The organism is Kluyvera sp. CHPC 1.251 (genome assembly GCF_036759945.1).
GTDB classification, from domain to species: domain Bacteria; phylum Pseudomonadota; class Gammaproteobacteria; order Enterobacterales; family Enterobacteriaceae; genus Kluyvera; species Kluyvera sichuanensis.
Window position 1 is genome coordinate 79,319 of the sequence record NZ_JAPKIC010000003.1, and the last position, 24,859, is coordinate 104,177.

A 24,859-nucleotide genomic window follows, 5' to 3' on the forward strand; every position below is an offset into this window, starting at 1 on the left:
GGGATACGAGATAGCCTGGAGTATATCGACGCCGCTTCTTAACGTTGGCGGCAGGGGAGAGGAGTGTGACGTGCGGCAATACGCTTTGACCTGAGATGCCACATTGGCGGGAGAAGTGGCACGATTGTGATGCAGCAGCATCCCGCAACGGCGGCGATGCTGCTTGAGTTCAGCGCGGCTTAGCGGCCTTTTGCCAGGTACTGCGCCATTTCGGCTTCCGGCACCATACCGCCGCCGGTCGCCCACACCAGATGGGTGGCGTGATTGAGCTGTTCTGCGCTGAAGCCGTGCATCTGCTGGTAACCCGTGGAGGCACAAACGTGCTGAGGGCCAGCCATACCTGCCAGCGCTGATGGCTCAAGACGAATGCCTTCTTCCTGTGCCAGCCAGCCCAGCATGTCGTACATGGTCTGGTCCTCGAGGGTGTACAGACCGTCGAGCAGACGTTCCATCGCCCGGCCAACAAAGCCCGAAGCGCGACCGACCGCCAGCCCATCCGCCGCCGTCAGGTTATCGATGCCGATATCCTGCACGGAAAGGGTATCGTGCAGCCCGGTATAAATCCCCAGCAGCATGCACGGTGAATGGGTTGGCTCGGCGAAGAAGCAGTGTACGTTATCACCAAACGCCAGCTTCAGGCCAAATGCCACGCCGCCAGGGCCGCCGCCGACGCCGCACGGCAGGTAAACAAACAGCGGATGATCGGCATCCACTACGCGCCCCTGCTGGGCAAACTGTGCCTTCAGGCGCTGCCCGGCCACCGCATAGCCTAAAAACAGCGTGCGGGAGTTTTCATCATCGATAAAGAAACAGTTCGGATCGGACTTCGCTGCCTTGCGGCCCTGTTCAACTGCCACGCCGTAATCTTCCTCGTATTCGACCACCGTCACGCCGTGGCTGCGCAGTTTGGCTTTTTTCCAAGCTCGGGCGTCAGCGGACATATGCACCGTAACGTTAAAGCCGATACGGGCGCTCATGATGCCAATCGACATTCCCAGGTTGCCGGTGGAGCCGACGGCGATGCTGTACTGGCTGAAGAACTGTTTGAACTCGGGCGAAAGCAGTATGCGGTAATCGTCTTTGGTGGTCAGCAGACCGGCTTCCAGCGCCAGTTTTTCCGCATGGGTCAGGACTTCATAAATGCCGCCGCGCGCTTTAATTGAACCGGAAATCGGCAGATGGCTGTCTTTTTTCAGCAGCAGTTCGCCGCGGATGGGCTGCCCGTACTCTTTTTCCAGCCGCTTTTGCATCAATGGAATGGCGGCCAGCTCGGATTCAATAATGCCGCCGGTGGCGGCGGTTTCCGGGAAGGCCTGTGCCAGATACGGTGCGAAGCGCGTCAGGCGGGAGTGGGCGTCCTGAACATCGTGCTCGGTCAGGCCAACATACGGTAAACCTTCAGCAAGAGAGGTGGTGCCGGGGTTAAACCAGGCCGTTTCCTTGAGAGCGACCAAGTCTTCCACTACAGGATACTGGGCGATAAGTGTTTGAATATTTTCCATAGTCAGTCTCTTTGCGCTTAGATAATAAAGGAAAGCAGGAATGTGCACGCCAGTGCAATAACGGACGCGATAAATGTCGCGGTCGTATAGTATTTGAACGTCTCATTCAGGGTGGCGCCGCAGTACTGCTTCACCAGCCAGAAGAGGGAATCTGTCACGATCGTGCAGCCAATGGCGCCGGAACCGATGGCAATAGCGATGATCTCCGGGCTAACGTTCGGGTAGAGCGGCAGCATCGGTGCCACGATTGCCGTCGCGCCCATCATTGCTACCGTCGCGGAGCCCACTGCGGCATGCAGGATTAACGCCACCAGCCAGGCCAGCAGAATCGGGTGCATATGCATGTTGGAGAGGATAAGCGCGAGCGTATCCGCCAGACCGCTGCTCTTGAGGATAGCGTTGAACGCGCCGCCTGCGCCGATAATCAGCAGAATGTTAGCAATGGAGCCAAAACCGTTCTCGGTGTGGGTCAGCAGGGCACCCATGCCGATGTGCTGACGCAGGCCGAGAATGTAATAGGCCACGAAAACGGCAATAAACATCGCGGTGATTGGGTTACCAATAAACTCCAGCAGCGTATAGACCGTGCCGCCTTTCGCCATGTTCAGCTCCGCGACGGTTTTCACCAGCATCAGGCCAATGGGCAGCAGTACGGTAAACAGCGTGGCCCCCAGCGACGGCAGCGTGCTTTCATCACGCACCTTCAGGTCAGAAAACTCAGCCGGTACCGGCTTAAACGGCAGACGATTACCGAGGAATTTCAGGTACAGCGGCCCGCCGATTAGCGATGCCATTAAGCCCACCAGTAAACCGTAGACAATCACGGTGCCGATATCCGCCCCCAGCTTGTTAGCCACGAACAGCGCCGCCGGATGCGGTGGTACCACGCAGTGCACCGCCATCAGCGCCGTACACAGCGGGATCGCCAGCTTCAGTAGCGAAGTATTGGTCTTTTTGGTAATAGAGAATGCCAGCGGAATCAGCAGCACCACGCCCACTTCCACAAACAGCGTGATCCCGCAAATCAGCCCGACCAGCACCATAATGACGTCGGCGGAAAGCCAACGGCAGCGCTGTAGGGTCAGGCCGATACGTTCAGCCGCGCCGGACACTTCCATCATTTTGCCCAAAATGGTCCCGAGGCCGATAACCGCGGCAAGGAAGCCGAGCGTACCGCCGATGCCGTTCTCAATGGCATTGACCATATCCAGCGGCCCCATGCCCATCATCGTTCCCACAAAGAAGCTGGCTAACAGCAGCGCCAGAAACGGGTGAAATTTAAACTTCACGATGGTCAAAACGATTAACACGATGCTTATCAGCAGCGTGCTCACAACCCAGATTTGAGAGTGCATAACTCACCTTGCCCTGTGATTAACCTGGGGTTATTGGACAAAAATAGGGCACGGTCTGACAAACGATATAAATCCCCCTTCACATGAGCCAGATTGCATCAAATGGGTGATTTACGTCTAATTACGCTGCCTTTATGCGACATGATTCACTCTACGTCATCTTTGTGCTGATTTTTAGCACAGGTTTTTCTACACTCCGGCGAACAAAAATCAGGGTGAAGGAGGTGAGAATGGATCCCCTACGCGAGATCAGAAATCGACTGCTCAACGGCTGGCAGCTGTCAAAACTGTATACCTTTGAAGTGGCGGCCCGGCATCAGTCGTTTGCGCTGGCGGCGGACGAGCTGTCATTAAGCCCCAGCGCCGTCAGCCACCGCATTAACCAGCTGGAAGAGGAGCTGGGCATTCAGCTGTTCGTCCGTTCACACCGCAAAGTGGAGCTTACCCACGAAGGAAAACGGGTGTTCTGGGCGCTGAAATCGTCGCTGGATACGCTCAATCAGGAGATTCTTGATATCAAAAATCAGGAGCTTTCGGGGACGCTCACCGTTTACTCACGGCCTTCTATCGCTCAGTGCTGGCTGGTTCCGGCACTCGGTGACTTTACCCGCCGCTACCCGTCCATTTCACTGACCATCCTGACCGGCAACGATAACGTCAACCTGCAGCGTGCCGGGGTCGATCTGGCGCTCTATTTCGACGACGCGCCGTCTACGCAACTCACCCACCATTTCCTGATGGATGAAGAAATTTTGCCGGTATGCAGCCCGGAATACGCCCGCCGCTACGATCTGACCGGCTCACTGGTAAACCTGCCGCACTGTACGTTACTGCACGACAGGCAGGCGTGGAGTAACGATTCAGGGACCGATGAATGGCACAGCTGGGCGCAGCAATATGCGGTGAATTTGCCGACATCGTCTGGCATTGGTTTCGATCGTTCTGATTTAGCGGTGATTGCGGCGATGAACCATATCGGTGTGGCGATGGGCCGAAAGCGGCTGGTGCAAAAACGTCTCGACAGCGGGGAGTTGGTGGCACCATTTGGTGATAAGGCGCTGAAATGTCATCAGCATTACTACATCACCACACTGCCCGGCAGGCAGTGGCCGAAAATTGAGGCGTTTATTGGTTGGCTTCAGGAGCAGGTTAAATAAGCGGATAGAGATTCGCGTTTATGCCGGGTGGCGGCTCCGCCTTACCCGGCCTACTCACGGTCTTTGTAGGCCTGATAAGCGAAGCGCCATCAGGCAGTGTGACGGAATTACACCGCCTGGCCCTGGTGCGCAAAGCGCGACGCCAGCGGCAGCCAGCAGAGGAAAATCAGCAGCCCCATCAGTGTCATCAGCAGCCCGATGCTGCCCTGCCCGGTTTGCGGCATCATGGCTGACAGCCAGGCCAGCACGCCGGAACCGATGTTCTGTAAGCCGCCAACCAGCGCCCCGGCGGTACCGGCGAGGAACGGGAAAGGCTCCATCGCGCCGCTGGTCGCCAGCGGGAACAGCATACCCGCGCCAAAGAAGAACAGCGCCGCTGGTACCAGTAGCGTCCAGATATTCATCACCCCAAGCAGGCCAGGGATCCACATCATCACGCCCGCTGCCAGACAGCACACTACCGACTGCCACATCAGCGTCGGGAAGCGTTTTTTCGGCCGCCCGGCAAACCAGGCGCCAAAGAACGCCGCCGGAATCGGCAGAATAAACAGGATACTGACCGTCATGCTGCTTAAGCCCAGCACGCCACCCATCAGCACGCCGGAGCTGGCTTCAAATACCGCAATTCCCGCCAGGCCGCCAATCAGCATCAGCAGATAGCAGTTAAAGCCGCTGTTGCCGAACAACGTTTTGTAGTTGCTGATAAGCCGGGTTTTGGGTGCGCCGGTCGGGCGCGTTTCCGGCATCCAGCGCGCCATGCTGAAGGTAACACCGGCGCAGAGCACCAGCAGGAAGCCGTAGCAGGCCCGCCAGTTGATGAGCGTCTCCAGCACGCCGCCAATCAGCGGTGCCAGCAGTGGGCTGACCAGAATCCCCATGTTTAACAGACTGTTGGCATGACGAAGCTGGCTGCCCTCATAGAGGTCACGCGGCAGCGTACGCGCCATCACGCCGCCCACGCCGGTGCCCATCCCCTGCATGGCGCTCGCGACAATCAATACCGTCAGGCTGTGAGTGGTGATGGCAACCAGCGTCGCCAGCATAAAAATCGACATCCCGACCAGGATCACCGGACGGCGACCTACGCGGTCTGAGAGCGGGCCGTAGAACAGCTGCGAAACGCCATAGGTCAGCAGATAGGCCGCCATCACGCTCTGCACCGCCCCTTCGCGGACGTTGAGGTCGTTCGCCATCTGCGCAATCGCGGGAATATAAATGGTTTGTGCCATCTGACCGACGGCGACGAGCAACACCAGCATCACCAGGATATTGACGTTTCTATCTCTTTTCATTTCGCTGATAACTTTATAAAAATTGTGTTTATAAGAATAAATGTCCAGGAATTGCGCTAAAAGCGAGAGGAATCTACCACAATGAGGTGACGATTTAATCACATGCCATGTAAATGAAATGTGTGATGCAGGCAGGATTTATACACGTAAACGGCAACAATAGTTGCCAGTTTAGTCAGGAGAGGCGTAGCAGTATGGCACCCGCGGCGATGCCGCCAGCGGCCACCAGGCGCAGCCCGGCCACCCGTTCTTTGAGCAGCAGCCAGGCGATCAGCGCGCCGAACAGAATCGAGCTTTCACGCAGTGCGGCCACCACCGCCAGCGGCGCCTGGGTCATCGCCCATAGCGCCAGACCGTAGGAACCCATCGTCCCCATGCCGCCAAGTACGCCTTTCTTCCAGTTCTGCACCAGATAGCGCGACGCTTCACGGCGACGGGCGACCATCGCCCAGCACAGCAGGCTGGAGCCGTTAAGGAAAAACGACCACAGCGTATAGCCCAGCGCCGTTTCCGACAGGCGCACGCCGGTGCCGTCGATCAGGGTATAACCGGCAATCACCACGGCGTTCATCAGCGCCAGCACCACGCCACGCTGCGAGCTGGAGCGGCTGTTCAATGCCATCGCCAGGATCGCCGTACAAATGACCGCAATGCCACCCCAGGCCAGCGTTGAAAGATGATCGCCCAGAAACAGCACGCTGATGATGGCGACCAGCAATGGCGCGGTACCGCGCATCAGCGGGTAGGTCTGGCTCATATCGGAAATCTGATAGGTCTTCGCCACCAGTACGGTGTAAATCACCTGCAATACGGTGGAGGCTACCATAAACGGCACGCTGGCTGCCGAGGGGGCAGGGGCAACGGGCAAAAGCAGCAGTGCGATAAGCGCGGCGGAGCCGGTGACGCCGATAGCCGAATAGAGTTTGTCGTTTCCCGCCTTAACGATGGCGTTCCAGCTGGCGTGTAAAAGTGCGGCAAACAGCAAAATACAGAAAACAGAAAGCGTCATGATAATGCGTTGCTCTGGGAGATTTCACCAAAATTTAACACAGCCGACGTGCGGTGACCAAGGCCAGAAATAGGGGAAAAATGGGACAGCCTGGATAATTTCCCTGACCACAATAATGTGATCTTTGCTGCATTTTTGTGCGGATGAAAATATTTCCATTGTCAGGCGAAAAAAGCTGTGTTTGTATAAATTCACTAAACGAATTGAGAGAAGACCCTTAATGACCCCATCAATGCTGACTTCGACCCTACTAAAAACCGCGCTACCAGCCGCGGTGGTCGTCGTGCGTGTGGTGGTGGTCGTCGGCAATGCGCCGTAGGGTCAGGAACACACACGATTCCAAACCCCGCCGGCGCAAACCGGGCGGGGTTTTTAGTTTCTAGCCCCCTCCGGATAGTCGGCCCAGAATAAGAAGGACTGGAGCATGGCAAGTTCGGGCACAACATCACAGACTACGCGTTTTACCGGCGCGCAATTAATCGTTCATTTACTGGAACGTCAGGGTATCACCATGGTCACCGGCATCCCCGGCGGCACGGTGCTCCCGCTGTACGACGCCTTAAGCCAGAGCACGCAGATCCGCCATATTCTGGCGCGACACGAGCAGGGCGCGGGCTTTATCGCCCAGGGCATGGCGCGTACCCACGGCAAACCGGCGGTGTGCATGGCTTGTAGCGGGCCGGGCGCGACCAACCTGGTGACCGCCATTGCCGACGCGCGCCTCGACTCTATTCCGCTGGTGTGTATCACCGGCCAGGTGGCCTCCTCGTTAATCGGCACCGACGCGTTCCAGGAAGTCGACACCTACGGTATCTCTATCCCCATCACTAAGCACAACTATTTAGTCCGTAACATCAATGAATTACCACAGGTTATTGCTGATGCTTTCCGGATTGCCCAGTCTGGCCGCCCAGGCCCGGTGTGGATAGACATTCCTAAGGACGTTCAGACGGCGGAAATCGACATCAGTGAGCTGCCGGAACCTGGCGGCCGTGCGGCAACGCCGGAATTCAGCGCTGAGAGCGTGAGCGAAGCGGCGGCGATGATCAACGCGGCGCAGCGCCCGGTGCTCTATCTGGGCGGCGGCGTGATCAATGCCCCGGAGCGCGTACGTGAGCTGGCGGAAAAAGCCAATCTGCCGACCACCATGACCCTGATGGCGCTGGGCATGCTGCCAAAAGCGCACCCGCTGTCATTAGGCATGCTGGGGATGCACGGCGCGCGCAGCACCAACTTCATTTTGCAACAGTCTGATTTACTGGTGGTTTTAGGAGCACGTTTTGATGACCGGGCGACCGGTAAAGTGGCCGAGTTCTGCCCGAACGCGAAGATTATCCACGTGGATATCGACCGCGCCGAGCTGGGTAAAATCAAACAGGCACACGTGGCGATTCAAGCGGATGTGGACGACGTGCTGGCCCAGCTTCTGCCGCAGATTGACGCGCAGCCTCGCGATGCGTGGCGCGGTAAAGTGGCCGAACTGCAACAAGAGTTCCCGGGCGCCATTCCTGAAGCGGGCGACCCGCTCAGCCATTATGGCCTGATCAACGCCGTTGCCGCCTGCGTGGACGACAGCGCGATTATCACCACCGATGTCGGTCAGCACCAGATGTGGACGGCGCAGGCTTACCCGCTGAACCGTCCTCGCCAGTGGCTGACCTCCGGCGGCCTCGGCACCATGGGCTTTGGCCTGCCTGCCGCTATCGGTGCGGCGCTGGCGAACCCGGACAAAAAAGTGCTGTGCTTCTCCGGCGACGGCAGCCTGATGATGAATATTCAGGAGATGGCAACGGTGGCAGAAAACCAGCTGGATGTGAAAATCATCCTGATGAACAACGAAGCGCTGGGGCTGGTGCATCAGCAGCAGAGCCTGTTCTACAAACAGGGCGTATTTGCTGCCACCTATCCTGGCATGATTAACTTTATGCAGATTGCCGCCGGCTTCGGCCTCGACACCTGCGATTTAAACAGTGAAGCAGACCCGCAGGCGGCGCTGCAGGCGATTATCAATCGTCCGGGCCCAGCGTTGATTCATGTACGTATCGACGCCGAAGAAAAAGTGTATCCGATGGTGCCGCCGGGTGCGGCAAATACCGAAATGGTGGGGGAATAAGCCATGCAACAACAAACACATGACAATGTTATTCTGGAACTCACCGTGCGCAACCACCCGGGCGTAATGACCCACGTCTGCGGGCTTTTTGCCCGTCGCGCATTCAACGTGGAAGGTATTCTCTGTCTACCTATCCATGACAGCGATAAGAGTCGCATCTGGCTATTGGTCAACGACGATCAGCGACTAGAGCAGATGATTAGCCAGATAGACAAACTGGAAGACGTGGTGAAGGTCACCCGCAACCAGTCCGACCCGTCGATGTTCAATAAGATCACCGTCTTCTTCGAGTAATCCGCTCAAGACTTGAACAGCCGCGCGCTTATCGTTAAGGTAGGCGCGTTTTTTTTACCCGCCAGGATGGAATCTATGATCACCGTTGCCCTTATCGACGACCACACTATCGTCCGCTCCGGCTTTGCCCAACTGCTCGGTCTTGAGCCTGATTTGCAGGTGGTTGGCGAGTTTGGCTCCGGGCGCGAGGCGCTGGCGGGGTTACCGGGCCGCGGTGTGCAGGTCTGTATCTGCGATATCTCGATGCCGGACATCTCCGGCCTCGAGCTGCTCAGCCAGCTGCCGAAAGGCATGGCCATTATTATGCTCTCCGTACACGACAGCCCCGCGCTGGTCGAACAGGCGCTGAACGCAGGCGCGCGCGGGTTTCTCTCCAAACGCTGTAGCCCAGACGAACTGATTGCCGCGGTGCACACCGTGGCGACCGGCGGCTGCTACTTAACGCCGGATATCGCCGTCAAACTGGCGGCAGGCCGTCAGGACCCGCTGACCAAGCGTGAACGCCAGGTGGCGGAAAAGCTGGCGCAGGGGATGGCGGTAAAAGAGATTGCCGCCGAACTGGGGCTGTCGCCGAAAACGGTACACGTTCATCGCGCTAACCTGATGGAAAAGCTGGGCGTCAGCAACGACGTCGAGCTGGCGCGCCGCATGTTTGACGGCTGGTGATGAATACCCTCTTTTCGCGGTGCATTACCGTTGTCGCCTGTTTCTTTATCTTCTCCGCCGCGTGGTTCTGCCTGTGGAGCATCAGCCTGCACCTTGTAGAGCGCCCGGAGCTGGCGGTGCTGCTGTTCCCATTCGGCCTGCGTCTGGGGCTGATGCTGCAATGCCCGCGCGGCTACTGGCCGGTGCTGGTGGGCGCAGAGTGGCTGCTGATTTACTGGCTGGCGCAGGAAGTGGCGCTGGATCACGCGTTATTATTGATGACCGGAAGCGCGCTGACGCTGCTGCCGGTGGCGCTGATCTCCCGCTATCGCCATCAGCGCGACTGGCGCACGCTGCTGCTTCAGGGCGCGGCGCTCACCGCGGCGGCGCTGCTGCAATCTTTGCCCTGGCTGTGGCAAGGGGAAGCGGCGCTTAACGCCATACTGCTGACGTTAACCGGCGGGCTAACGCTGGCGCCTATCTGCCTCGTATTCTGGCACTACCTTACCAGTACCACCTGGCTGCCGCTTGGCCCCGCGCTGGTATCGCAGCCGGTGAACTGGCGCGGGCGGCATCTGGTCTGGTATCTGCTGCTGTTTACCGTCAGCCTCTGGCTGCAGCTCGGTTTACCCGCAGAGCTATCGCGCTTTACCCCATTCTGCCTCGCGTTACCGATCATCGCGCTGGCCTGGCACTACGGCTGGCAGGGTGCATTGATTGCGACTCTGATGAATGCCATCGCGCTGATTGCCAGCCAGACCTGGCACGATCACCCTGTTGATTTACTGCTCTCGCTGCTGGCGCAAAGCCTGACCGGGCTGCTGCTCGGCGCGGGCATTCAGCGGCTGCGTGAGCTGAATCAGTCGCTGCAAAACGAACTGGCGCGCAACCACCGGCTGGCGGAGAGATTACTGGAAACCGAAGAGAGCGTGCGCCGCGACGTAGCGCGCGAACTGCATGATGATATTGGCCAGACCATCACCGCCATTCGTACTCAGGCGGGCATTGTGCAGCGTCTGGCCCCAGAGAACGCGGGCGTGAAGCAGAGCGGGGCGCATATCGAGCAGCTTTCGCTGGGCGTTTACGATGCCGTGCGCCGCCTGCTGGGCCGGCTGCGTCCACGTCAGCTCGACGACCTCACGCTGGAGCAGGCCATTCGCTCGCTGATGCGTGAAATGGAGCTGGAAAGCCGTGGCATCGTCAGCCATCTCGACTGGCGAATTGATGAATCAACGCTGAGCGAAAGCCAGCGGGTGACGCTGTTCCGCGTCTGCCAGGAAGGGCTCAACAACATTGTGAAGCACGCCAACGCCAGCGCAGTGACACTACAGGGCTGGCAACAGGATGAACGGCTGATGCTGGTGATGGAAGACGACGGCAGTGGCCTGCCGCCGGGCTCGAATCAACAGGGTTTTGGCCTCACCGGCATGCGCGAGCGTGTGACCGCGCTCGGCGGCTCGCTCACTATCTCCTGCATGCACGGCACGCGGGTCAGCGTCTCTTTGCCTCTGCGCTACGTGTAAGGAACGGCGATGTTTCAATTTCTCAAGGCTCCGGCTAACGCACCGCGCATCACCGATAAGCAGGAAGTGGATGCGCAATATCGCTACTGGCGGCGGCATATCCTGCTGACCATCTGGCTTGGCTATGCGCTGTTTTACTTCACCCGCAAAAGCTTCAACGCCGCGGTGCCGGAGATTCTCACCACCGGCGTACTGACCCGTAGCGATATCGGCCTGCTGGCGACGCTGTTTTACATTACCTACGGGCTGTCGAAGTTTATCTCCGGCATCGTCAGCGACCGCTCCAACGCGCGCTATTTTATGGGCATCGGGCTGATTGCCACCGGGGTGGTCAACATTCTGTTTGGCTTCTCGACCTCGCTGTGGGCCTTTGCCCTGCTGTGGGCGCTGAACGCCTTCTTCCAGGGCTGGGGCGCGCCGGTCTGCGCCCGCTTGCTCACCGCCTGGTACTCGCGCAACGAGCGCGGCGGCTGGTGGGCTATCTGGAATACCGCGCATAACGTTGGCGGGGCGCTGATCCCTATCGTCATGGGGGCGGCAGCGCTGCACTACGGCTGGCGTGCGGGGATGACCATCGCGGGAACCATGGCGATTGTGGTCGGCCTGTTTCTCTGCTGGCGGCTGCGTGATAGACCGCAGGCGATTGGCCTGCCGCCGATTGGCGACTGGCGGCACGACGAGCTGGAGATTGCTCAGCAGCAGGAAGGGGCGGGGCTGACGCGCAAAGAGATCTTCACCCGTTACGTGCTGCTCAACCCCTACATCTGGCTACTGTCGCTGTGCTACGTGCTGGTGTACGTGGTGCGCGCGGCAATCAACGACTGGGGCAATCTGTACATGTCCGAAACGCTGGGCGTTGATCTGGTGACGGCGAATACGGCGGTCACGATGTTTGAGCTAGGCGGGTTTATCGGCGCGCTGGTGGCGGGCTGGGGCTCAGACAAACTGTTTAACGGCAACCGTGGGCCGATGAACCTGATTTTCGCCGCCGGGATTTTACTCTCGGTGGGCTCGCTGTGGCTGATGCCGTTCGCCAGCTACGTGATGCAGGCGGCGTGCTTCTTCACCACCGGATTCTTCGTTTTCGGCCCGCAGATGCTCATCGGCATGGCGGCGGCGGAGTGCTCGCACAAAGAAGCGGCGGGTGCTGCCACCGGTTTCGTTGGTCTGTTTGCCTACCTCGGCGCGTCGCTCTCCGGCTGGCCGCTGGCGAAGGTGATGGAAGTGTGGCACTGGACGGGGTTCTTTGTGGTGATTGCCATTGCCGCGGGTATTTCCGCATTGTTGTTACTGCCGTTCCTAAACGCCCAGGCGCCGCGAGAAGCGTGACCCGCTTCACCTTTCTAAGACGAATGACCTAAAACTAGGAAATTTTCCCGGTTTCACCTGGACGCTGTCTCAGGCGTGCTTTCCGGCTGATTTTTACAATGTCTGCCATTCGCAGGTACAAAAAATTAGCTCGGGAGTGTCCTATGCTGGCCTTTCTAAACCAGGTGCGCAAGCCGACCCTGGATCTGCCGCTCGACGTGCGGCGCAAAATGTGGTTCAAACCGTTCATGCAGTCCTATCTGGTGGTCTTTATTGGCTACCTGACGATGTATCTGATTCGTAAGAACTTTAACATCGCCCAGAACGACATGATCTCCACCTACGGGCTGAGCATGACCCAGCTCGGGATGATTGGCCTCGGCTTCTCCATCACCTACGGTGTGGGTAAAACGCTGGTCTCCTACTACGCCGACGGCAAGAACACCAAGCAGTTCCTGCCGCTGATGCTGATCCTCTCTGCCATCTGTATGCTCGGCTTCAGCGCCAGCATGGGTCCGGGCTCAACCAGCCTGTTCCTGATGATTGCGTTCTACGGCCTGAGCGGCTTCTTCCAGAGTACCGGCGGTTCGTGTAGCTATTCGACCATCACCAAATGGACACCTCGCCGCAAGCGCGGTTCCTACCTCGGCATGTGGAATATCTCCCACAACCTCGGCGGTGCGGGGGCGGCAGGCGTGGCGCTGTTCGGGGCTAACGTCCTGTTCGACGGTCACGTCATCGGCATGTTTATCTTCCCGTCGATCATTGCGCTGATTGTTGGCTTTATCGGCCTGCGTTTTGGTAGCGACTCCCCGGAATCTTATGGCCTCGGCAAAGCGGAAGAGCTGTTCGGCGAAGAGATCAGCGAAGAGGATAAAGAGACCGAAGACAATGACATGACCAAGTGGCAGATCTTTGTTGAGTACGTGCTGAAAAACAAAGTGATCTGGCTGCTGTGCTTCTCCAACATCTTCCTGTACGTGGTGCGTATCGGTATCGATCAGTGGTCTACGGTCTACGCCTTCCAGGAGCTGAAGCTCTCTAAAGAGGTGGCGATTCAGGGCTTTACCCTGTTTGAAGTCGGCGCGCTGGTGGGCACCCTGCTGTGGGGCTGGCTCTCCGACCTCGCCAACGGCCGCCGTGCGCTGGTGGCGTGTGTGGCGCTGGCCTTAATCATCGCGACGCTGGGCGTTTATCAGCATGCCAGCAACCAGTACGTCTACCTGGCCTCACTGTTCGCCCTCGGCTTCCTGGTCTTTGGCCCGCAGCTGTTGATTGGCGTGGCCGCGGTTGGCTTCGTACCGAAAAAAGCGATCGGCGCCGCCGATGGTATCAAAGGCACCTTCGCCTACCTGATTGGCGATAGCTTCGCCAAGCTGGGCCTGGGGATGATTGCTGACGGCACGCCGGTCTTTGGCCTCACCGGCTGGGCGGGCACCTTCGCCGCGCTGGATACCGCCGCTATCGGCTGTATCTGCCTGATGGCTATCGTCGCCGTGTTTGAAGAACGTAAAATTCGCCGTGAGAAAAAGATTCAGCAGTTAAAAATGGCGTAAGTGTGTTTGGTAACTTCTTTGCCCGGTTCTGCACCGGGCTTTTTTATGCCTGCTGGCTGGTCTCATGCAGCAGTTCGCGCAGCCACTGCTGCGCCGGATCGCGATGATTACGCTCGTGCCAGGCCATACTTTTGGTAAAACCGTGAATCGCCACCGGCGGCTCCTGCACGCAGATTGACGCGCGTGCGTTGGCCAGGCGGCTTGGCACTACGGCTATCATTTCGCTAATCGCCAGCACTTCCGGCAGCACCAGGAAGCTGCTCACCGACAGCCCGACCCGGCGCTTGCGGCCCACTTTTGCCAGCGCGTCATCGGTTACTCCCCAGAAGCTCTCGCCCTCGTAAGAGACCAGAATATGCTCCAGCGCGCAGAAGCGGTCGAGGCTGAGCGGCGTGCGGGCATCGGGGTGGTCGGCGCGCAGCATGCAGACGTAGCGCTCCTCGTACAGCGTGCGGCTGTGCAGGTCGCCCGGCGTGGTGCTAGGGGTTAGCAGCGCGAGGTCGATTTTTCCCTGCTCAAACTGCGCGGTGAGCTGCTCCGGTTCGACGGGAATCACCCGGACGCGAATATTTGGCGCTCGCACCTTCAACGCGGCGATAAACGGTACCACCACGGCTTTGAGCGCATAGTCGGTGGCGGCGAGGGTGAAGGTGAAGTCGGCGGTGAGCGGGTCGAACTGTGCGGGCTGTAGCAGCGTGTTGATATCGTTCAGGATCTGTTTGACTACCGGCGCCAACTGCTGGGCGCGCAGTGTCGGCACCATGCCGTGCGGAGCGCGGATAAACAGCGGATCGCCAAAATTATCCCGTAGCCGGGTCAACATTCCGCTGACGGCGGGCTGGGTCAGCGACAGCCGCGCGGCCGCTCGCGTCACGCTGCGTTCATCGAGCAGCGCATCCAACGTTTTCAGCAGGTTGAGGTCGAGGGTTCTGAGATCCGGTTTCATCGGCGGCTTCCTTCAGGGAGGTAACGCACATTATGGCATGTTCGATTATCGACAGGGCGCAAAATCCCATTATCATGTCGGGGTTTAGCTAAGGTGAGAGCGTGCATGATCTGGTTGATTCTGGCCACTCTGGTGGTGGTGTTTGTTGTAGGATTTCGGATCCTGACCTCAAGTTCCCGACGGGCGATTCGCCGTCTTAGTGAACGGCTCGGTATTACCCCGGAGCCGGTAGAGTCGATGGTAGACCAGCTAGGGAAAGCGCAGGGCGAAGAGTATTTACGCTATCTGGAGCGGCCGAACGAAGCGCATTTGCAGAATGCGGCGCAGATGCTGCTGATCTGGCAGGTGTGCATTGTCGACGGCAGTGAAGTGAACATGCTGAGCTGGCACCGACGGCTGCAAAAAGCGCGTCTGGCAGCGCCGATTACCGACGCCCAGATTCGTCTGGCGTTGAGCTTCCTGCGCGAGATGGAGCCGGAAATCAGTGAGCTGAACGCTTTCCAACACCGCTACAACGCGCTGTTCCATGATGAAAATGGTGTGCACTGGTTGCATTGATATCACGTTGTGTGATGTTGTTTATCAATATTGATGATTATATTTATATCACTCCTGAGCGCATGATTGACCTCGTCAACATCATTACTCACGAGGTTCATCATGAAACAGTCAATGCAACAAAGCGCTATCGTCTGGCCGGAAGGCTACCTGCCTGGCACTACCGACAACTTCGCCTCTAACGAAATCATCGTCAGCGGCCTGACCGCCAAACAGATTTGGGCACAGCTTGATGACACCACGCTGTGGCCAACCTACTACAGCAACGTAGCGGATATTCATTTCCATGACGGCAGCGGCCCGATGCTGAGCGCCAACGCTCGCTTCCGTTTCTCTACCTTCGGCTTCCCGATTGAAGCGCAAATCACTGAATATGTCCCACCGGTCGATGGTGAAGCCGCGCGTGTGGCCTGGCACGGCTGGGCGGAAGGCGATGCAACCACCCGTCTGGATGTGATCCACGCCTGGCTGTTCGAAGACCTGCCCGGTAACCGCGTACGCATCCTGACCCAGGAATCGCAGATTGGCGTCCCGGCGCAGGAGCTGGCGCGTACCGTACCAAACCCGATGATTAACGGTCATCAGGAGTGGATTACCGGGCTGGTGAAATCGGCGCGCGGGGAGTGAGTTTGCCAAAGCCGGATAGGCGCTACGCTTATCCGGCAAGCATTACCGGAAAAGAAACTAATCTTGCTTATATAGCCAATAAGCTATAATTTGTTTATAGCTTATTGGCTATGAGGGATCGCAGATGTGGTCGGTGGAAACAACGGATGTTTTCGACAGCTGGTTTGAGGGACAGACCGAAGCCTTAAGGGAAGATATGCTTGCCGCGATGGTGATTTTATCCGAGTTCGGGCCGCAGCTGTCGCGCCCCTTTGCGGATACGGTTAATGGCTCTGCTTTTACGAATATGAAAGAGCTTCGTGTACAACATCAGGGAAATCCCATTCGGGCCTTTTTTGCGTTTGATCCTTCCCGCTGCGCCATCGTGCTATGTGCAGGAGATAAAACAGGATTAAACGAAAGACGGTTTTATAAAGAGATGATCAAGCTTGCTGATGCTGAGTACCGTAAGCACCTGAACAAGTAAGGAATGATGATGGCGACCCTTAAAGAGCTAATGGATAAACAGAGCCCGGAAAGTCAGGCGCGAATCGCTGAGAAAGTCGAAGCGTTACGCCAGACCGTCACGTTAAGCATGCTGCGCGAAGAACTCAACCTGTCTCAGGCGGAATTGGCTGCCGCAATGGGCGTAAAACAACCCACCGTCGCGAAGATGGAGCAGGCAGAGAACGATCCACGCTTGTCGACGCTGAGGCGTTACGTCGCGGCGCTCGGCGGAGAGATCAGCATTGATGTCACGCTGCCAACGGGAAAGAAGATAGCGTTTCATCTTTAACCGTTGCCAAAACGTTAAATCCATCACACTTAAGATGTTACACTGCGCATCCTTTCCGCAAAAACACCGCGCAGGTAACAAAAAAATGAGTGAGCATAGTGAAGCAAAGCCCCGCACAGAGGGCGTTCTGCGGCCGAACTGGTCGGCGGTTTTTGCCGTGGCGTTTTGTGTGGCCTGCCTGATTACCGTGGAATTTTTACCCGTCAGCCTGCTGACGCCGATGGCAGAAGATCTGGGGATTTCTGAAGGCGTGGCCGGTCAGTCGGTCACCGTAACGGCGTTTGTCGCCATGTTCTCCAGCCTGTTTGTCACCCAGGCTATCGGTAGCCTCGATCGCCGCTACGTGGTGATTTTGTTCTCTATTCTGCTAACGCTCTCCTGTCTGCTGGTGTCGTTCGCCAACTCGTTTACGCTGCTGCTGATGGGCCGCGCCTGTCTGGGTCTGGCGCTGGGCGGCTTCTGGGCAATGTCGGCTTCACTGACGATGCGCCTGGTACCGGCGCGGACGGTGCCGAAAGCGCTGTCGGTTATCTTTGGTGCGGTCTCTATCGCGCTGGTGATTGCTGCGCCGCTCGGCAGTTTCCTGGGCGGCATTATTGGCTGGCGCAACGTGTTTAACGCGGCAGCGGTGATGGGCGTGGTGTGCATCTTTTGGGTGGTGAAAGCGCTGCCGTCGCTGCCGGGGGAACCGGCGCACCACAAGCAGAATATGTTTAGCCTGCTGCAGCGTCCCGGCGTGATGGCGGGGATGATTGCCATCTTTATGTCCTTTGCCGGGCAGTTCGCCTTCTTCACCTATATTCGCCCAATCTATATGAACCTGGCGGGATTTGACGTCGACGGCCTGACCTTAGTGCTGTTGAGCTTCGGTATTGCCAGCTTTATCGGCACGTCGTTCTCGGCGGCTATTCTGAAGCGCTCGGTCAAACTGGCGCTGGCCGGTGCGCCGCTGATTCTGGCGATAAGCGCGCTGGTGCTGACGCTGTGGGGAAGCGAAAAGACCGTAGCGGCAAGTATTGCCATTATCTGGGGGCTGGCGTTCGCGCTGGTGCCGGTGGGCTGGTCAACGTGGATCACCCGCTCGCTGGCCGACCAGGCGGAGAAAGCCGGTTCGATTCAGGTGGCGGTTATCCAGTTGGCGAATACCTGTGGGGCGGCGATTGGCGGTTTAGCGCTGGACCGTCTGGGGCTGACGTCACCGCTGATGCTCTCTGGAGCGTTGATGCTGCTGACCGCGCTGCTGGTGACGGCGAAGGTACGGATTCGGTAACGCTGTTGCCGGATGGCGGCGTAAACGCCTTATCCGGCCTACATGTCTGTTGAATAATCTTGTCGCCCGGCCAAGCGAAGCGCCGCCGGGAACGGCGCCAATGCCACCTCTTTACGGGCGTTCGCCCTTCACGAGACGCGCATTAATCTCGGCAATCACGCCCGGTAAATCTGCCAGCGAATCCACCACGTAATGCGCCCCGGCGGCATACAGTTTGCTGGCGGCGTGCTCGCGGCGGGTAGCAATTTCTGCAACGCTCATCGCCTGATACTCCTCCCACGTCGCCCCGAACTCATTGCCCGACACCGCAAGCCCTACGGTCCACATCCCGGCATTCAGCCCCTCGGTAATGCCCGGCGCGGCATCGTCCACCTTCACGCAGTGGCCGACCGCATCGATACCCAGCGTAATGACGTTTTGCAGCGCCATCCACGGACCCGGACGGCCACCCGCCGCGAGATCGTCGGTGGCGACCCAACAATCCGGCGCGTAACCGTGCTCGGCGGCGGCAGGCACCAGGCGTTCCATCACCGCTCGCGGGTAGCCGGAGCAGGAACCAATCTTGATGCCGGCGTTGCGCAGTGCCGCAATCGTGTCGATAACCCCGGCGATCGGTGCGGAAAAATCGACAACTTTAGCAATCTGCAGCGGCATAAAGGTGGCGTAAATCTCATCGATATCCGCCGCGTTCATGGCGCGGCCAAACTTCGCCTGCCAGCGGGCATCCACGGACGGTAGTTTGCCCAGCGCTTCAATATGCTGCCACTTGCCAAGCCCCATCGGCACACGCGCTTCGGCGAGGGTTATCTCGACGCCAAACGCCCGGCGGAAGGCTTCGACAAAAATCTGCGTCGGTGCAAAGGAGCCAAAATCGACGGTGGTACCCGCCCAATCGAGAATAACAGCGTTAATACGGTTCATGATGGCCCCTTATTTTGTCCAGTACATCGCATGGCGAACGGCGGTCAGCAGGGCGGCAATATCGGTGTCATACACCTCGCCGATGTTGCCGATACGGAAGCAGTCGCTTTGCGACACCTTGCCCGGATAGATAACAAACCCCTGATCTTTCAGGCGGCTATAAAATTCTTTAAAGCGGTACTGTGGATCTTCAGGTGAGTAGAATGCGGTGATAATCGGTGAATGCAGTGCGTCATCCAGCAGGGTGGTAAAGCCCAGTTCCCGCATACCGGCGACCAGGCCGCGCTGGTTCTGTTGATAGCGCTGATAGCGCGCCGCCACGCCACCTTCTTCCGCCAGCTCTTTCAGTGCCTGAGCAAACGCCAGCACGGTATGAGTTGGCGAGGTGAAGCGCCATTTGCCGTGGTTATCTTCCATACAGCGCCATTGGGCGTAGAGATCCAGCGACAGCGAACGGGAGCGGCCTTTGCACGCGGCGAGTTTGTCCGCGCGGGCAATCACAAAGGCAAAGCCCGGCACGCCCTGAATACATTTGTTTGCGGAGCTAATCAGAAAATCGATATTCAGCTCGGCAATATCCATCGGAATACCGCCGAAGCTGCTCATCGCGTCCACGATATAGGTTTTGCCATACTGGCGGGCCAGCGCGCCGACCTCATCAATCGGGTTGAGCATCCCGGTAGTGGTTTCGCTGTGCACCATGGCGATATGGGTGATCGCCGGGTCGGTTTTGAGGATCTCAGCGATCGCCTGCACGTCCGGGCGGGACACTTCGCCGCAGTCATAGGCGTGATGGGCGATATCCATCATCCCCGCCATCTCCACCATACGGGCACCGTAGGCGCCGTTGCTGACAATCAGCACCTTATCCTGCTTGCCGAGCGCACTGCCGAGTACCGCTTCCACGGCGTAGCTGCCGCTGCCCTGCAGGAGCACGGAGGTGTAGCCGTCAGCGGCGGTTGCCAGCGCGGTCAGCTGCTGGCGGATAGATTCCACCACGCCGATATTGTAATCATCGTCCCAGGTGCAGCTATCGAACAGCATCGCTTCTTTCACGGTGCGTGAGGTGGTCAGTGGGCCGGGGGTCAGCAGCAGATAGTTACGCGAAGTCATGTTATTTACCTTTGGTCTATACCAGATTTGCATTTATCATGACGATCTTTTCGGCAAAGGGTCAAAGGGAAAATGGCTCTGCAACAAAAAATTCATCTGCGTCTGTATAATGGCGGCAGAGAAAAGTGACAGCGAGTGACTATGAAAGCGATTCCGGGCGATGTCCCACAGTACCTGTTGATCAAGGCGCAGCTGCAGGCGCGCATCCAGAGCGGTGCGCTGAAAAGTGGCGATAAGCTGCCGTCTGAACGCGAACTGTGCGCGATCTTCAACACCACGCGTATCACCATTCGCGAAAGCCTGGCGCAGCTGGAGGCCAGCGGGCTTATCTGGCGCGCCGATCGCCGCGGCTGGTTTGTCACGCCGGAACGCCTGTGGCTGGACCCGACCCAGAACACCAACTTCCATAAGCTTTGCCGCGAGCAGGGCCGGGAGCCAAAAACCGCGCTGCTGAGCGGCGTGCTGACCACCGTTCCGGTGGAGGCTATGGAGCCGTTACAGCTCCAGCCGTTTGACCAGATCTACCTGCTGACCCGCCTGCGCTACGCCGATGGTCGAGCCGTCTGCTACAGCGAAAACCACTGTCTGCCCGCCCGCGTGCCTGAGCTGTTGCAGCACGATCTCAACGGCAGCCTGACCGAGGTGTATGAGGCGCACTACAACCTTGTCTATACCAGCATGCACCTGTCGTTCTACCCGACCGCCATGCCGGCGCAGGCCGCGCAGGCGCTGGGGGTGATGGAAGGGCGCCCGGCGCTGCTGCTACGCCGTTTAAACTACGATCAGCACGGGCGCGTGCTCGATCTGGATATCGAATACTGGCGTCACGATAGCCTGCGGATTGAGGTGGATACCCACTAGTTACCGGTTGCCGGATGGCGTCGCTGCGCGCCTTATCCGGCCTACAAACGATCCTGTCGATTCGCTCATCCACAAATCCTTCATCGTATTGTCACAAAAGCCGTTTAGCGTAAAAAGCAAATCTGGTATAGGCCAGAAAAACAAAACGCACGCTATGAGGCTATTACGATGAAACTTTCCCGACTTGCTCTGCTGTCTGTTTTTGCCCTCGCCAGCGCCCCGTCATGGGCGGAATCGGTGGTCACGGTTTACTCCATCGACGGGCTGCACGACGGTGACAACAGCTGGTATCAGTCACAGTTTGACGCGTTCACCAAAGCGACCGGCATTACCGTACGCTACGTTGAAGGCGGCGGTGGCGTGGTGGTAGAGCGCCTGGCGAAAGAGCGCACTAACCCGCAGGCCGACGTGCTGGTGACTGCACCGCCGTTCATTCAGCGTGCCGCGTCTGAAAAACTGCTGGCGAGCTTTAAAACCGATGCCGCCACCGCCATTCCGGACGCCAACGACTTGTACTCACCGCTGGTGAAGAACTACCTGAGCTTTATCTACAACGGCAAGGTGCTGAAAACCGCCCCGGCCACCTGGCAGAGCCTGCTCGATGGTCAGTTCAAGAACAAGCTGCAGTACTCCACCCCAGGCCAGGCTGCTGACGGCACGGCGGTAATGCTGCAAGCCTTCCATAGCTTCGGCAGCAAAGAGGCCGGTTTTGACTACCTCGGCAAGCTGCAGGCCAACAACGTCGGGCCATCTGCCTCCACCGGCAAGCTAACCGCGCTGGTCAATAAGGGCGAACTGTATGTGGCGAACGGCGACCTGCAGATGAACCTCGCGCAGATGGAACGTAACCCGAACGTGAAAATCTTCTGGCCGGCTAACGACAAAGGCGAGCGCAGTGCGCTGGCGATTCCGTACGTGATTGGCTTAGTCCAGGGCGCGCCGGAGAGTGAAAACGGCAAAAAGCTGATTAATTTCCTGCTGAGCAAAGAGGCGCAAACCAGCGTCAGCGCGCTCTCCTGGGGGATGCCGGTGCGTAGCGACGTGACGCCGAGTGACGATCACTATAAAGCGGCAACCGCCGCGATGGCGGGCGTGCAGAGCTGGCAGCCAAACTGGGATGACGTCGCCGTCTCGCTGTCAGCAGACATCTCCCGCTGGCATAAAGTGACCGATAGCGAGTAAGCCTGATGCTGATGAAAACGACCGCCGTTTCTGCCCCTGCAATGCAGGGGACCTCGGGGATTGTCCTCGACTCGCTGCGCGTGGCGTACCACGGCAACGTGGTGCTTAAACCGCTCTCTTTGACGATTGAACCCGGCGAAGTGCTGGCGCTGATTGGCCCTTCCGGCTCTGGAAAAACCACGGTGCTGCGCGCGGTGGCGGGTTTTGTCCAGCCAGCGGGCGGTCGCATTCTCATCGGCGATACGGACGTAACTCAGCTTCCGCCTTACAAACGCGGGCTGGCGATGGTGGTGCAGAACTACGCGCTGTTCCCGCATATGAAGGTGGAAGATAACGTTGCCTTTGGCCTGCGCGCGCAAAAGCAGCCAAAGGCGCTGATTAATGAACGCGTGACCCAGGCGCTGAAAACGGTCGGCATGAGCGACTATGCCACCCGTTATCCGCACCAGCTGTCCGGCGGCCAGCAACAGCGCGTGGCCATTGCTCGCGCCATTGCCGTGCGCCCACGGGTACTGTTGCTGGATGAGCCGCTCTCGGCGCTGGATGCGCAGATTCGCCACAACATGGTAGAGGAAATCGCCCGTCTGCACCGCGAACTGCCGGAACTCACCATTCTCTACGTTACCCACGACCAGACTGAAGCGCTCACCCTGGCGGACAAAATCGGCATTATGAAGGACGGCTCGATGATCGCCCACGGCGAAACCCGTACGCTGTATCGTCATCCGCCAAACCGCTTTGCCGCCGAGTTTTTAGGGCGCGCCAATATTCTCTCTGCCACCGCGCTGGGCATTAATCACGCCCCGGGGCTGGTGGACGTGAGCTGCGGCGGCACGGTCATCCGCGCCTTCAGCCAGGGCAGCCATCACGGTTACAACAAGCTGCTGTGCATTCGCCCACAGCACCTGAGCCTGGCGCCGCGTTCTGCCGCCAGCAACCGCTTTAACGCCACGCTGCAATCGGTGCACTGGCAGGGGGATCTCACCCATCTGCTGTGCGATGTGGCCGGTGAAGCGATGCGTATTGTCCTGACACACGTCGACCCGCTGCCGCAACCCGGCGACAAGCTGGCGTTATGGTTCGAACCCGATGATGCGGTTTTGATTGAGGTATAACGATGTCGCTCTCTCTGACCCAGACCAAACCGCTGCCCAACCTGCGCCCGTTGCTGTGGCTGCTGTTACCGCTGCTGGTATTGACCACGCTGTTTTTCTGGCCTCTGTCGCTAATTGTCGAGCAGGCGCTGCGTGACGCCAACGGTAACGTCGGGCTCGATACCTTCTGGCAGGTGATTGAATCCCGGCGCTTTGTCAGCGCACTGATGAACACTCTGCAAATTGCGCTGACCGCCACCGCAGGCTGCCTGCTGCTGGGCAGCGTGCTGTCGCTGATTCTGGTATTTATTCCGTTTCCCGGCAGCGAACTGATCGGTCGGGTGGTGGATACCTTTATCGCGCTGCCCACTTTCCTGATAACCCTGGCCTTCACCTTTATTTATGGCTCAGCGGGGCTGCTCAACGGCACGCTGATGCATCTGTTCGCCTTCGAGCTGCCGCCGGTGGATTTTCTCTATTCGATGCAGGGGGTGATTCTGGCGGAGATCACCGTCTTCACCCCGCTGGTGATGCGCCCGCTGATGGCGGCGCTGCGGCAAATTGATAAAAGCCAGCTTGAGGCAGCCAGTATTCTTGGTGCGCATCCGCTGCGGGTGATTGCGCAGGTGATCTTCCCGGCGGCACTCCCTGCGCTGATGGCGGGCGGCAGCCTGTGTCTGCTGCTGACCACCAACGAATTCGGCATCGTGCTGTTTATTGGTGCGAAAGGGGTGAATACGCTGCCGATGATGGTCTACAGCAAGGCGATTCTGGAGTCCGACTACAGCGTCGCCTGCATGATTGCGTTGATTAACATTGTGCTGTCGCTGGGGCTGTTCTCGCTCTACCGCCTGGCGGCCGCGCGCACTGGCGTAAGGGGCTAACCATGTTGATTTGGTCGCGCAAAGGGCGTGTCGCGGCGGGCGTGGTTGCCACCGCGCTTGCCAGCGTCTTCTTTTTCCTGCCGCTGGCGGTGATTTTAATGTCCAGCCTGAGCCAACAGTGGAACGGCATTCTGCCGAGCGGTTTCACGCTGAACCACTTTGTGAATGCCTTTCGCGGCGCCGCATGGGATGCGCTGCTCGCCAGCCTGATGATTGGTTTTTGTGCCAGCCTGTTTGCGCTGCTGTGTGGCGTCTGGGCGGCGCTGGCGCTGCGCCAGTACAGCAGCAAGGTGCAGAAAGGGCTGAGCATGTTGTTCTATTTACCCAGCGCGATCCCTTCGGTCTCCGTCGGGCTTGGCATTCTGGTGGCCTTTAGCCAGGGGCCGCTGCAGATGAACGGCACGCTGTGGATTGTGCTGGTGGCGCACTTTGTGCTGATCTCCGCGTTCACCTTCAGCAACGTTTCCACCGGGCTGGCGCGGGTGTCTGCCGATATTGAAAACGTCGCTTCAAGCCTCGGCGCCTCGCCGTGGTATCGCTTGCGCCACGTCACGCTGCCGCTGCTGATGCCGTGGATGGTATCGGCGCTGGCATTGAGCCTTTCGCTATCGATGGGCGAGTTAGGCGCGACGATGATGATCTACCCGCCGGGCTGGACGACGCTGCCGGTGGCCATCTTTAGCCTGACCGATCGCGGGAATATTGCCGACGGCGCAGCGCTGACTATTGTGCTGGTGGCGATGACGCTGCTGCTCATGATGAATCTGGAACGTATAGCGAAACGGTTAGGGCAGAAATAAAAAACCTCTCCCTTAAAAAGGGAGAGGGAGCACATCGGTGCCGCTGAAGTATTGTGAAGTAAAGCACCGCGCTC

25 protein-coding genes are annotated in these 24,859 nt (G+C 58.5%); 18 read left to right on the plus strand and 7 right to left on the minus strand.

The window, feature by feature from the left end; translation table 11 throughout:
- Positions 1 to 179: 179 nt before the first annotated feature.
- Positions 180 to 1,502: a D-serine ammonia-lyase gene (gene dsdA, locus V6940_RS07180; protein ID WP_333495371.1), complete on the minus strand. Its 1,323-nt coding sequence runs from the start codon at positions 1,500 to 1,502 to the stop codon at positions 180 to 182.
- Positions 1,503 to 1,519: 17 nt separating this feature from the next.
- A complete protein-coding gene (dsdX, locus tag V6940_RS07185; RefSeq protein WP_333495372.1) occupies positions 1,520 to 2,857 on the minus strand; it encodes a D-serine transporter DsdX in 1,338 nt (445 codons plus the stop codon).
- 230 nt (positions 2,858 to 3,087) lie between these two features.
- On the opposite strand from dsdX, the gene dsdC reads away from it, so the two are divergent.
- Positions 3,088 to 4,014 carry a DNA-binding transcriptional regulator DsdC gene (gene dsdC / locus V6940_RS07190; RefSeq protein WP_333495373.1) on the plus strand — a complete coding sequence of 309 codons (927 nt, stop codon included), beginning with the start codon at positions 3,088 to 3,090 and terminating at the stop codon, positions 4,012 to 4,014.
- 107 nt (positions 4,015 to 4,121) lie between these two features.
- Here the strand turns inward: dsdC and emrD are convergent, their stop codons facing one another.
- Positions 4,122 to 5,306, minus strand: coding sequence for a multidrug efflux MFS transporter EmrD (emrD, locus tag V6940_RS07195; RefSeq protein ID WP_333495374.1), 1,185 nt, complete (start codon positions 5,304 to 5,306; stop codon positions 4,122 to 4,124).
- 175 nt (positions 5,307 to 5,481) lie between these two features.
- A complete protein-coding gene (locus tag V6940_RS07200; RefSeq protein ID WP_333495375.1) occupies positions 5,482 to 6,315 on the minus strand; it encodes a DMT family transporter in 834 nt (277 codons plus the stop codon).
- Positions 6,316 to 6,535: 220 nt separating this feature from the next.
- On the opposite strand from V6940_RS07200, the gene ivbL reads away from it, so the two are divergent.
- The 7 genes from ivbL (at position 6,536) to uhpT (ending at position 13,754) form a co-directional block, all read left to right on the plus strand.
- On the plus strand, positions 6,536 to 6,634 hold the full coding sequence (gene ivbL / locus V6940_RS07205) for an ilvB operon leader peptide IvbL (protein WP_072011409.1): 99 nt from the start codon (positions 6,536 to 6,538) through the stop codon (positions 6,632 to 6,634).
- Between the two features lie 105 nt (positions 6,635 to 6,739).
- Positions 6,740 to 8,428, plus strand: a complete 1,689-nt coding sequence (gene ilvB / locus V6940_RS07210) for an acetolactate synthase large subunit (RefSeq protein WP_333495376.1) — start codon at positions 6,740 to 6,742, stop codon at positions 8,426 to 8,428.
- 3 nt (positions 8,429 to 8,431) lie between these two features.
- Entirely contained in the window at positions 8,432 to 8,722 is a 291-nt protein-coding gene (gene ilvN / locus V6940_RS07215) for an acetolactate synthase small subunit (protein ID WP_035895026.1), read from the plus strand.
- A gap of 75 nt (positions 8,723 to 8,797) precedes the next feature.
- Positions 8,798 to 9,388 (plus strand): transcriptional regulator UhpA, encoded by a 591-nt coding sequence (uhpA, locus tag V6940_RS07220; protein WP_185668124.1) that lies wholly within the window; start codon positions 8,798 to 8,800, stop codon positions 9,386 to 9,388.
- Positions 9,388 to 10,890, plus strand: coding sequence for a signal transduction histidine-protein kinase/phosphatase UhpB (gene uhpB, locus V6940_RS07225; protein ID WP_333495377.1), 1,503 nt, complete (start codon positions 9,388 to 9,390; stop codon positions 10,888 to 10,890). Before uhpA ends, uhpB begins: the two co-directional genes overlap by 1 nt.
- Before the next feature lie 9 nt (positions 10,891 to 10,899).
- Entirely contained in the window at positions 10,900 to 12,219 is a 1,320-nt protein-coding gene (locus V6940_RS07230; RefSeq protein WP_106924829.1) for an MFS transporter, read from the plus strand.
- Between the two features lie 143 nt (positions 12,220 to 12,362).
- Positions 12,363 to 13,754, plus strand: coding sequence for a hexose-6-phosphate:phosphate antiporter (uhpT, locus tag V6940_RS07235; RefSeq protein WP_185668121.1), 1,392 nt, complete (start codon positions 12,363 to 12,365; stop codon positions 13,752 to 13,754).
- A gap of 43 nt (positions 13,755 to 13,797) precedes the next feature.
- On the opposite strand, the gene V6940_RS07240 is transcribed toward uhpT, so the two are convergent.
- Entirely contained in the window at positions 13,798 to 14,700 is a 903-nt protein-coding gene (locus V6940_RS07240; RefSeq protein WP_333495378.1) for a LysR family transcriptional regulator, read from the minus strand.
- A 105-nt stretch (positions 14,701 to 14,805) separates the two neighbouring features.
- Here V6940_RS07240 and V6940_RS07245 point away from each other — a divergent pair, with 105 nt between their 5' ends.
- The 5 genes from V6940_RS07245 (at position 14,806) to nepI (ending at position 17,930) form a co-directional block, all read left to right on the plus strand.
- Positions 14,806 to 15,258 carry a DUF1198 family protein gene (locus V6940_RS07245; RefSeq protein WP_333495379.1) on the plus strand — a complete coding sequence of 151 codons (453 nt, stop codon included), beginning with the start codon at positions 14,806 to 14,808 and terminating at the stop codon, positions 15,256 to 15,258.
- A 114-nt stretch (positions 15,259 to 15,372) separates the two neighbouring features.
- Positions 15,373 to 15,885: an SRPBCC domain-containing protein gene (locus V6940_RS07250; protein ID WP_220440798.1), complete on the plus strand. Its 513-nt coding sequence runs from the start codon at positions 15,373 to 15,375 to the stop codon at positions 15,883 to 15,885.
- A gap of 124 nt (positions 15,886 to 16,009) precedes the next feature.
- Complete coding sequence (locus V6940_RS07255) at positions 16,010 to 16,351, plus strand: type II toxin-antitoxin system RelE/ParE family toxin (protein ID WP_185668118.1); 342 nt, start codon at positions 16,010 to 16,012, stop codon at positions 16,349 to 16,351.
- Between the two features lie 9 nt (positions 16,352 to 16,360).
- Positions 16,361 to 16,660: a helix-turn-helix domain-containing protein gene (locus V6940_RS07260; RefSeq protein ID WP_333495380.1), complete on the plus strand. Its 300-nt coding sequence runs from the start codon at positions 16,361 to 16,363 to the stop codon at positions 16,658 to 16,660.
- A gap of 85 nt (positions 16,661 to 16,745) precedes the next feature.
- On the plus strand, positions 16,746 to 17,930 hold the full coding sequence (nepI, locus tag V6940_RS07265; RefSeq protein ID WP_333495381.1) for a purine ribonucleoside efflux pump NepI: 1,185 nt from the start codon (positions 16,746 to 16,748) through the stop codon (positions 17,928 to 17,930).
- 111 nt (positions 17,931 to 18,041) lie between these two features.
- Here nepI and phnX read toward each other — a convergent pair whose 3' ends face one another.
- Together phnX and phnW are read right to left on the minus strand one after the other, a co-directional pair.
- Positions 18,042 to 18,851 (minus strand): phosphonoacetaldehyde hydrolase, encoded by an 810-nt coding sequence (gene phnX / locus V6940_RS07270; RefSeq protein WP_333495382.1) that lies wholly within the window; start codon positions 18,849 to 18,851, stop codon positions 18,042 to 18,044.
- Between the two features lie 9 nt (positions 18,852 to 18,860).
- A complete protein-coding gene (gene phnW / locus V6940_RS07275; protein WP_333495383.1) occupies positions 18,861 to 19,964 on the minus strand; it encodes a 2-aminoethylphosphonate--pyruvate transaminase in 1,104 nt (367 codons plus the stop codon).
- A 141-nt stretch (positions 19,965 to 20,105) separates the two neighbouring features.
- Between phnW and phnR the strand changes: the two genes are divergently transcribed.
- The 5 genes from phnR (at position 20,106) to phnV (ending at position 24,785) form a co-directional block, all read left to right on the plus strand.
- Positions 20,106 to 20,825, plus strand: coding sequence for a phosphonate utilization transcriptional regulator PhnR (gene phnR / locus V6940_RS07280; RefSeq protein WP_333495384.1), 720 nt, complete (start codon positions 20,106 to 20,108; stop codon positions 20,823 to 20,825).
- 168 nt (positions 20,826 to 20,993) lie between these two features.
- Entirely contained in the window at positions 20,994 to 22,007 is a 1,014-nt protein-coding gene (phnS, locus tag V6940_RS07285) for a 2-aminoethylphosphonate ABC transporter substrate-binding protein (protein WP_333495385.1), read from the plus strand.
- A gap of 5 nt (positions 22,008 to 22,012) precedes the next feature.
- Positions 22,013 to 23,122: a 2-aminoethylphosphonate ABC transport system ATP-binding subunit PhnT gene (phnT, locus tag V6940_RS07290; protein WP_333495386.1), complete on the plus strand. Its 1,110-nt coding sequence runs from the start codon at positions 22,013 to 22,015 to the stop codon at positions 23,120 to 23,122.
- Positions 23,123 to 23,124: 2 nt separating this feature from the next.
- Positions 23,125 to 23,985: a 2-aminoethylphosphonate ABC transporter permease subunit gene (phnU, locus tag V6940_RS07295; protein WP_333495387.1), complete on the plus strand. Its 861-nt coding sequence runs from the start codon at positions 23,125 to 23,127 to the stop codon at positions 23,983 to 23,985.
- A gap of 2 nt (positions 23,986 to 23,987) precedes the next feature.
- Positions 23,988 to 24,785 carry a 2-aminoethylphosphonate ABC transport system, membrane component PhnV gene (gene phnV, locus V6940_RS07300; protein ID WP_333495388.1) on the plus strand — a complete coding sequence of 266 codons (798 nt, stop codon included), beginning with the start codon at positions 23,988 to 23,990 and terminating at the stop codon, positions 24,783 to 24,785.
- The last annotated feature ends 74 nt before the right edge of the window (positions 24,786 to 24,859 follow it).

What these genes read in the sequence shown, in the direction of transcription:
- dsdA (WP_333495371.1), bottom strand. Translation starts at nt 1,502, where the DNA reads ATGGAAAATATTCAAACACTTATCGCCCAGTATCCTGTAGTGGAAGAC.
- dsdX (WP_333495372.1), bottom strand. Translation starts at nt 2,857, where the DNA reads ATGCACTCTCAAATCTGGGTTGTGAGCACGCTGCTGATAAGCATCGTG.
- dsdC (WP_333495373.1), top strand. Translation starts at nt 3,088, where the DNA reads ATGGATCCCCTACGCGAGATCAGAAATCGACTGCTCAACGGCTGGCAG.
- emrD (WP_333495374.1), bottom strand. Translation starts at nt 5,306, where the DNA reads ATGAAAAGAGATAGAAACGTCAATATCCTGGTGATGCTGGTGTTGCTC.
- V6940_RS07200 (WP_333495375.1), bottom strand. Translation starts at nt 6,315, where the DNA reads ATGACGCTTTCTGTTTTCTGTATTTTGCTGTTTGCCGCACTTTTACAC.
- ivbL (WP_072011409.1), top strand. Translation starts at nt 6,536, where the DNA reads ATGACCCCATCAATGCTGACTTCGACCCTACTAAAAACCGCGCTACCA.
- ilvB (WP_333495376.1), top strand. Translation starts at nt 6,740, where the DNA reads ATGGCAAGTTCGGGCACAACATCACAGACTACGCGTTTTACCGGCGCG.
- ilvN (WP_035895026.1), top strand. Translation starts at nt 8,432, where the DNA reads ATGCAACAACAAACACATGACAATGTTATTCTGGAACTCACCGTGCGC.
- uhpA (WP_185668124.1), top strand. Translation starts at nt 8,798, where the DNA reads ATGATCACCGTTGCCCTTATCGACGACCACACTATCGTCCGCTCCGGC.
- uhpB (WP_333495377.1), top strand. Translation starts at nt 9,388, where the DNA reads ATGAATACCCTCTTTTCGCGGTGCATTACCGTTGTCGCCTGTTTCTTT.
- V6940_RS07230 (WP_106924829.1), top strand. Translation starts at nt 10,900, where the DNA reads ATGTTTCAATTTCTCAAGGCTCCGGCTAACGCACCGCGCATCACCGAT.
- uhpT (WP_185668121.1), top strand. Translation starts at nt 12,363, where the DNA reads ATGCTGGCCTTTCTAAACCAGGTGCGCAAGCCGACCCTGGATCTGCCG.
- V6940_RS07240 (WP_333495378.1), bottom strand. Translation starts at nt 14,700, where the DNA reads ATGAAACCGGATCTCAGAACCCTCGACCTCAACCTGCTGAAAACGTTG.
- V6940_RS07245 (WP_333495379.1), top strand. Translation starts at nt 14,806, where the DNA reads ATGATCTGGTTGATTCTGGCCACTCTGGTGGTGGTGTTTGTTGTAGGA.
- V6940_RS07250 (WP_220440798.1), top strand. Translation starts at nt 15,373, where the DNA reads ATGCAACAAAGCGCTATCGTCTGGCCGGAAGGCTACCTGCCTGGCACT.
- V6940_RS07255 (WP_185668118.1), top strand. Translation starts at nt 16,010, where the DNA reads ATGTGGTCGGTGGAAACAACGGATGTTTTCGACAGCTGGTTTGAGGGA.
- V6940_RS07260 (WP_333495380.1), top strand. Translation starts at nt 16,361, where the DNA reads ATGGCGACCCTTAAAGAGCTAATGGATAAACAGAGCCCGGAAAGTCAG.
- nepI (WP_333495381.1), top strand. Translation starts at nt 16,746, where the DNA reads ATGAGTGAGCATAGTGAAGCAAAGCCCCGCACAGAGGGCGTTCTGCGG.
- phnX (WP_333495382.1), bottom strand. Translation starts at nt 18,851, where the DNA reads ATGAACCGTATTAACGCTGTTATTCTCGATTGGGCGGGTACCACCGTC.
- phnW (WP_333495383.1), bottom strand. Translation starts at nt 19,964, where the DNA reads ATGACTTCGCGTAACTATCTGCTGCTGACCCCCGGCCCACTGACCACC.
- phnR (WP_333495384.1), top strand. Translation starts at nt 20,106, where the DNA reads ATGAAAGCGATTCCGGGCGATGTCCCACAGTACCTGTTGATCAAGGCG.
- phnS (WP_333495385.1), top strand. Translation starts at nt 20,994, where the DNA reads ATGAAACTTTCCCGACTTGCTCTGCTGTCTGTTTTTGCCCTCGCCAGC.
- phnT (WP_333495386.1), top strand. Translation starts at nt 22,013, where the DNA reads ATGCTGATGAAAACGACCGCCGTTTCTGCCCCTGCAATGCAGGGGACC.
- phnU (WP_333495387.1), top strand. Translation starts at nt 23,125, where the DNA reads ATGTCGCTCTCTCTGACCCAGACCAAACCGCTGCCCAACCTGCGCCCG.
- phnV (WP_333495388.1), top strand. Translation starts at nt 23,988, where the DNA reads ATGTTGATTTGGTCGCGCAAAGGGCGTGTCGCGGCGGGCGTGGTTGCC.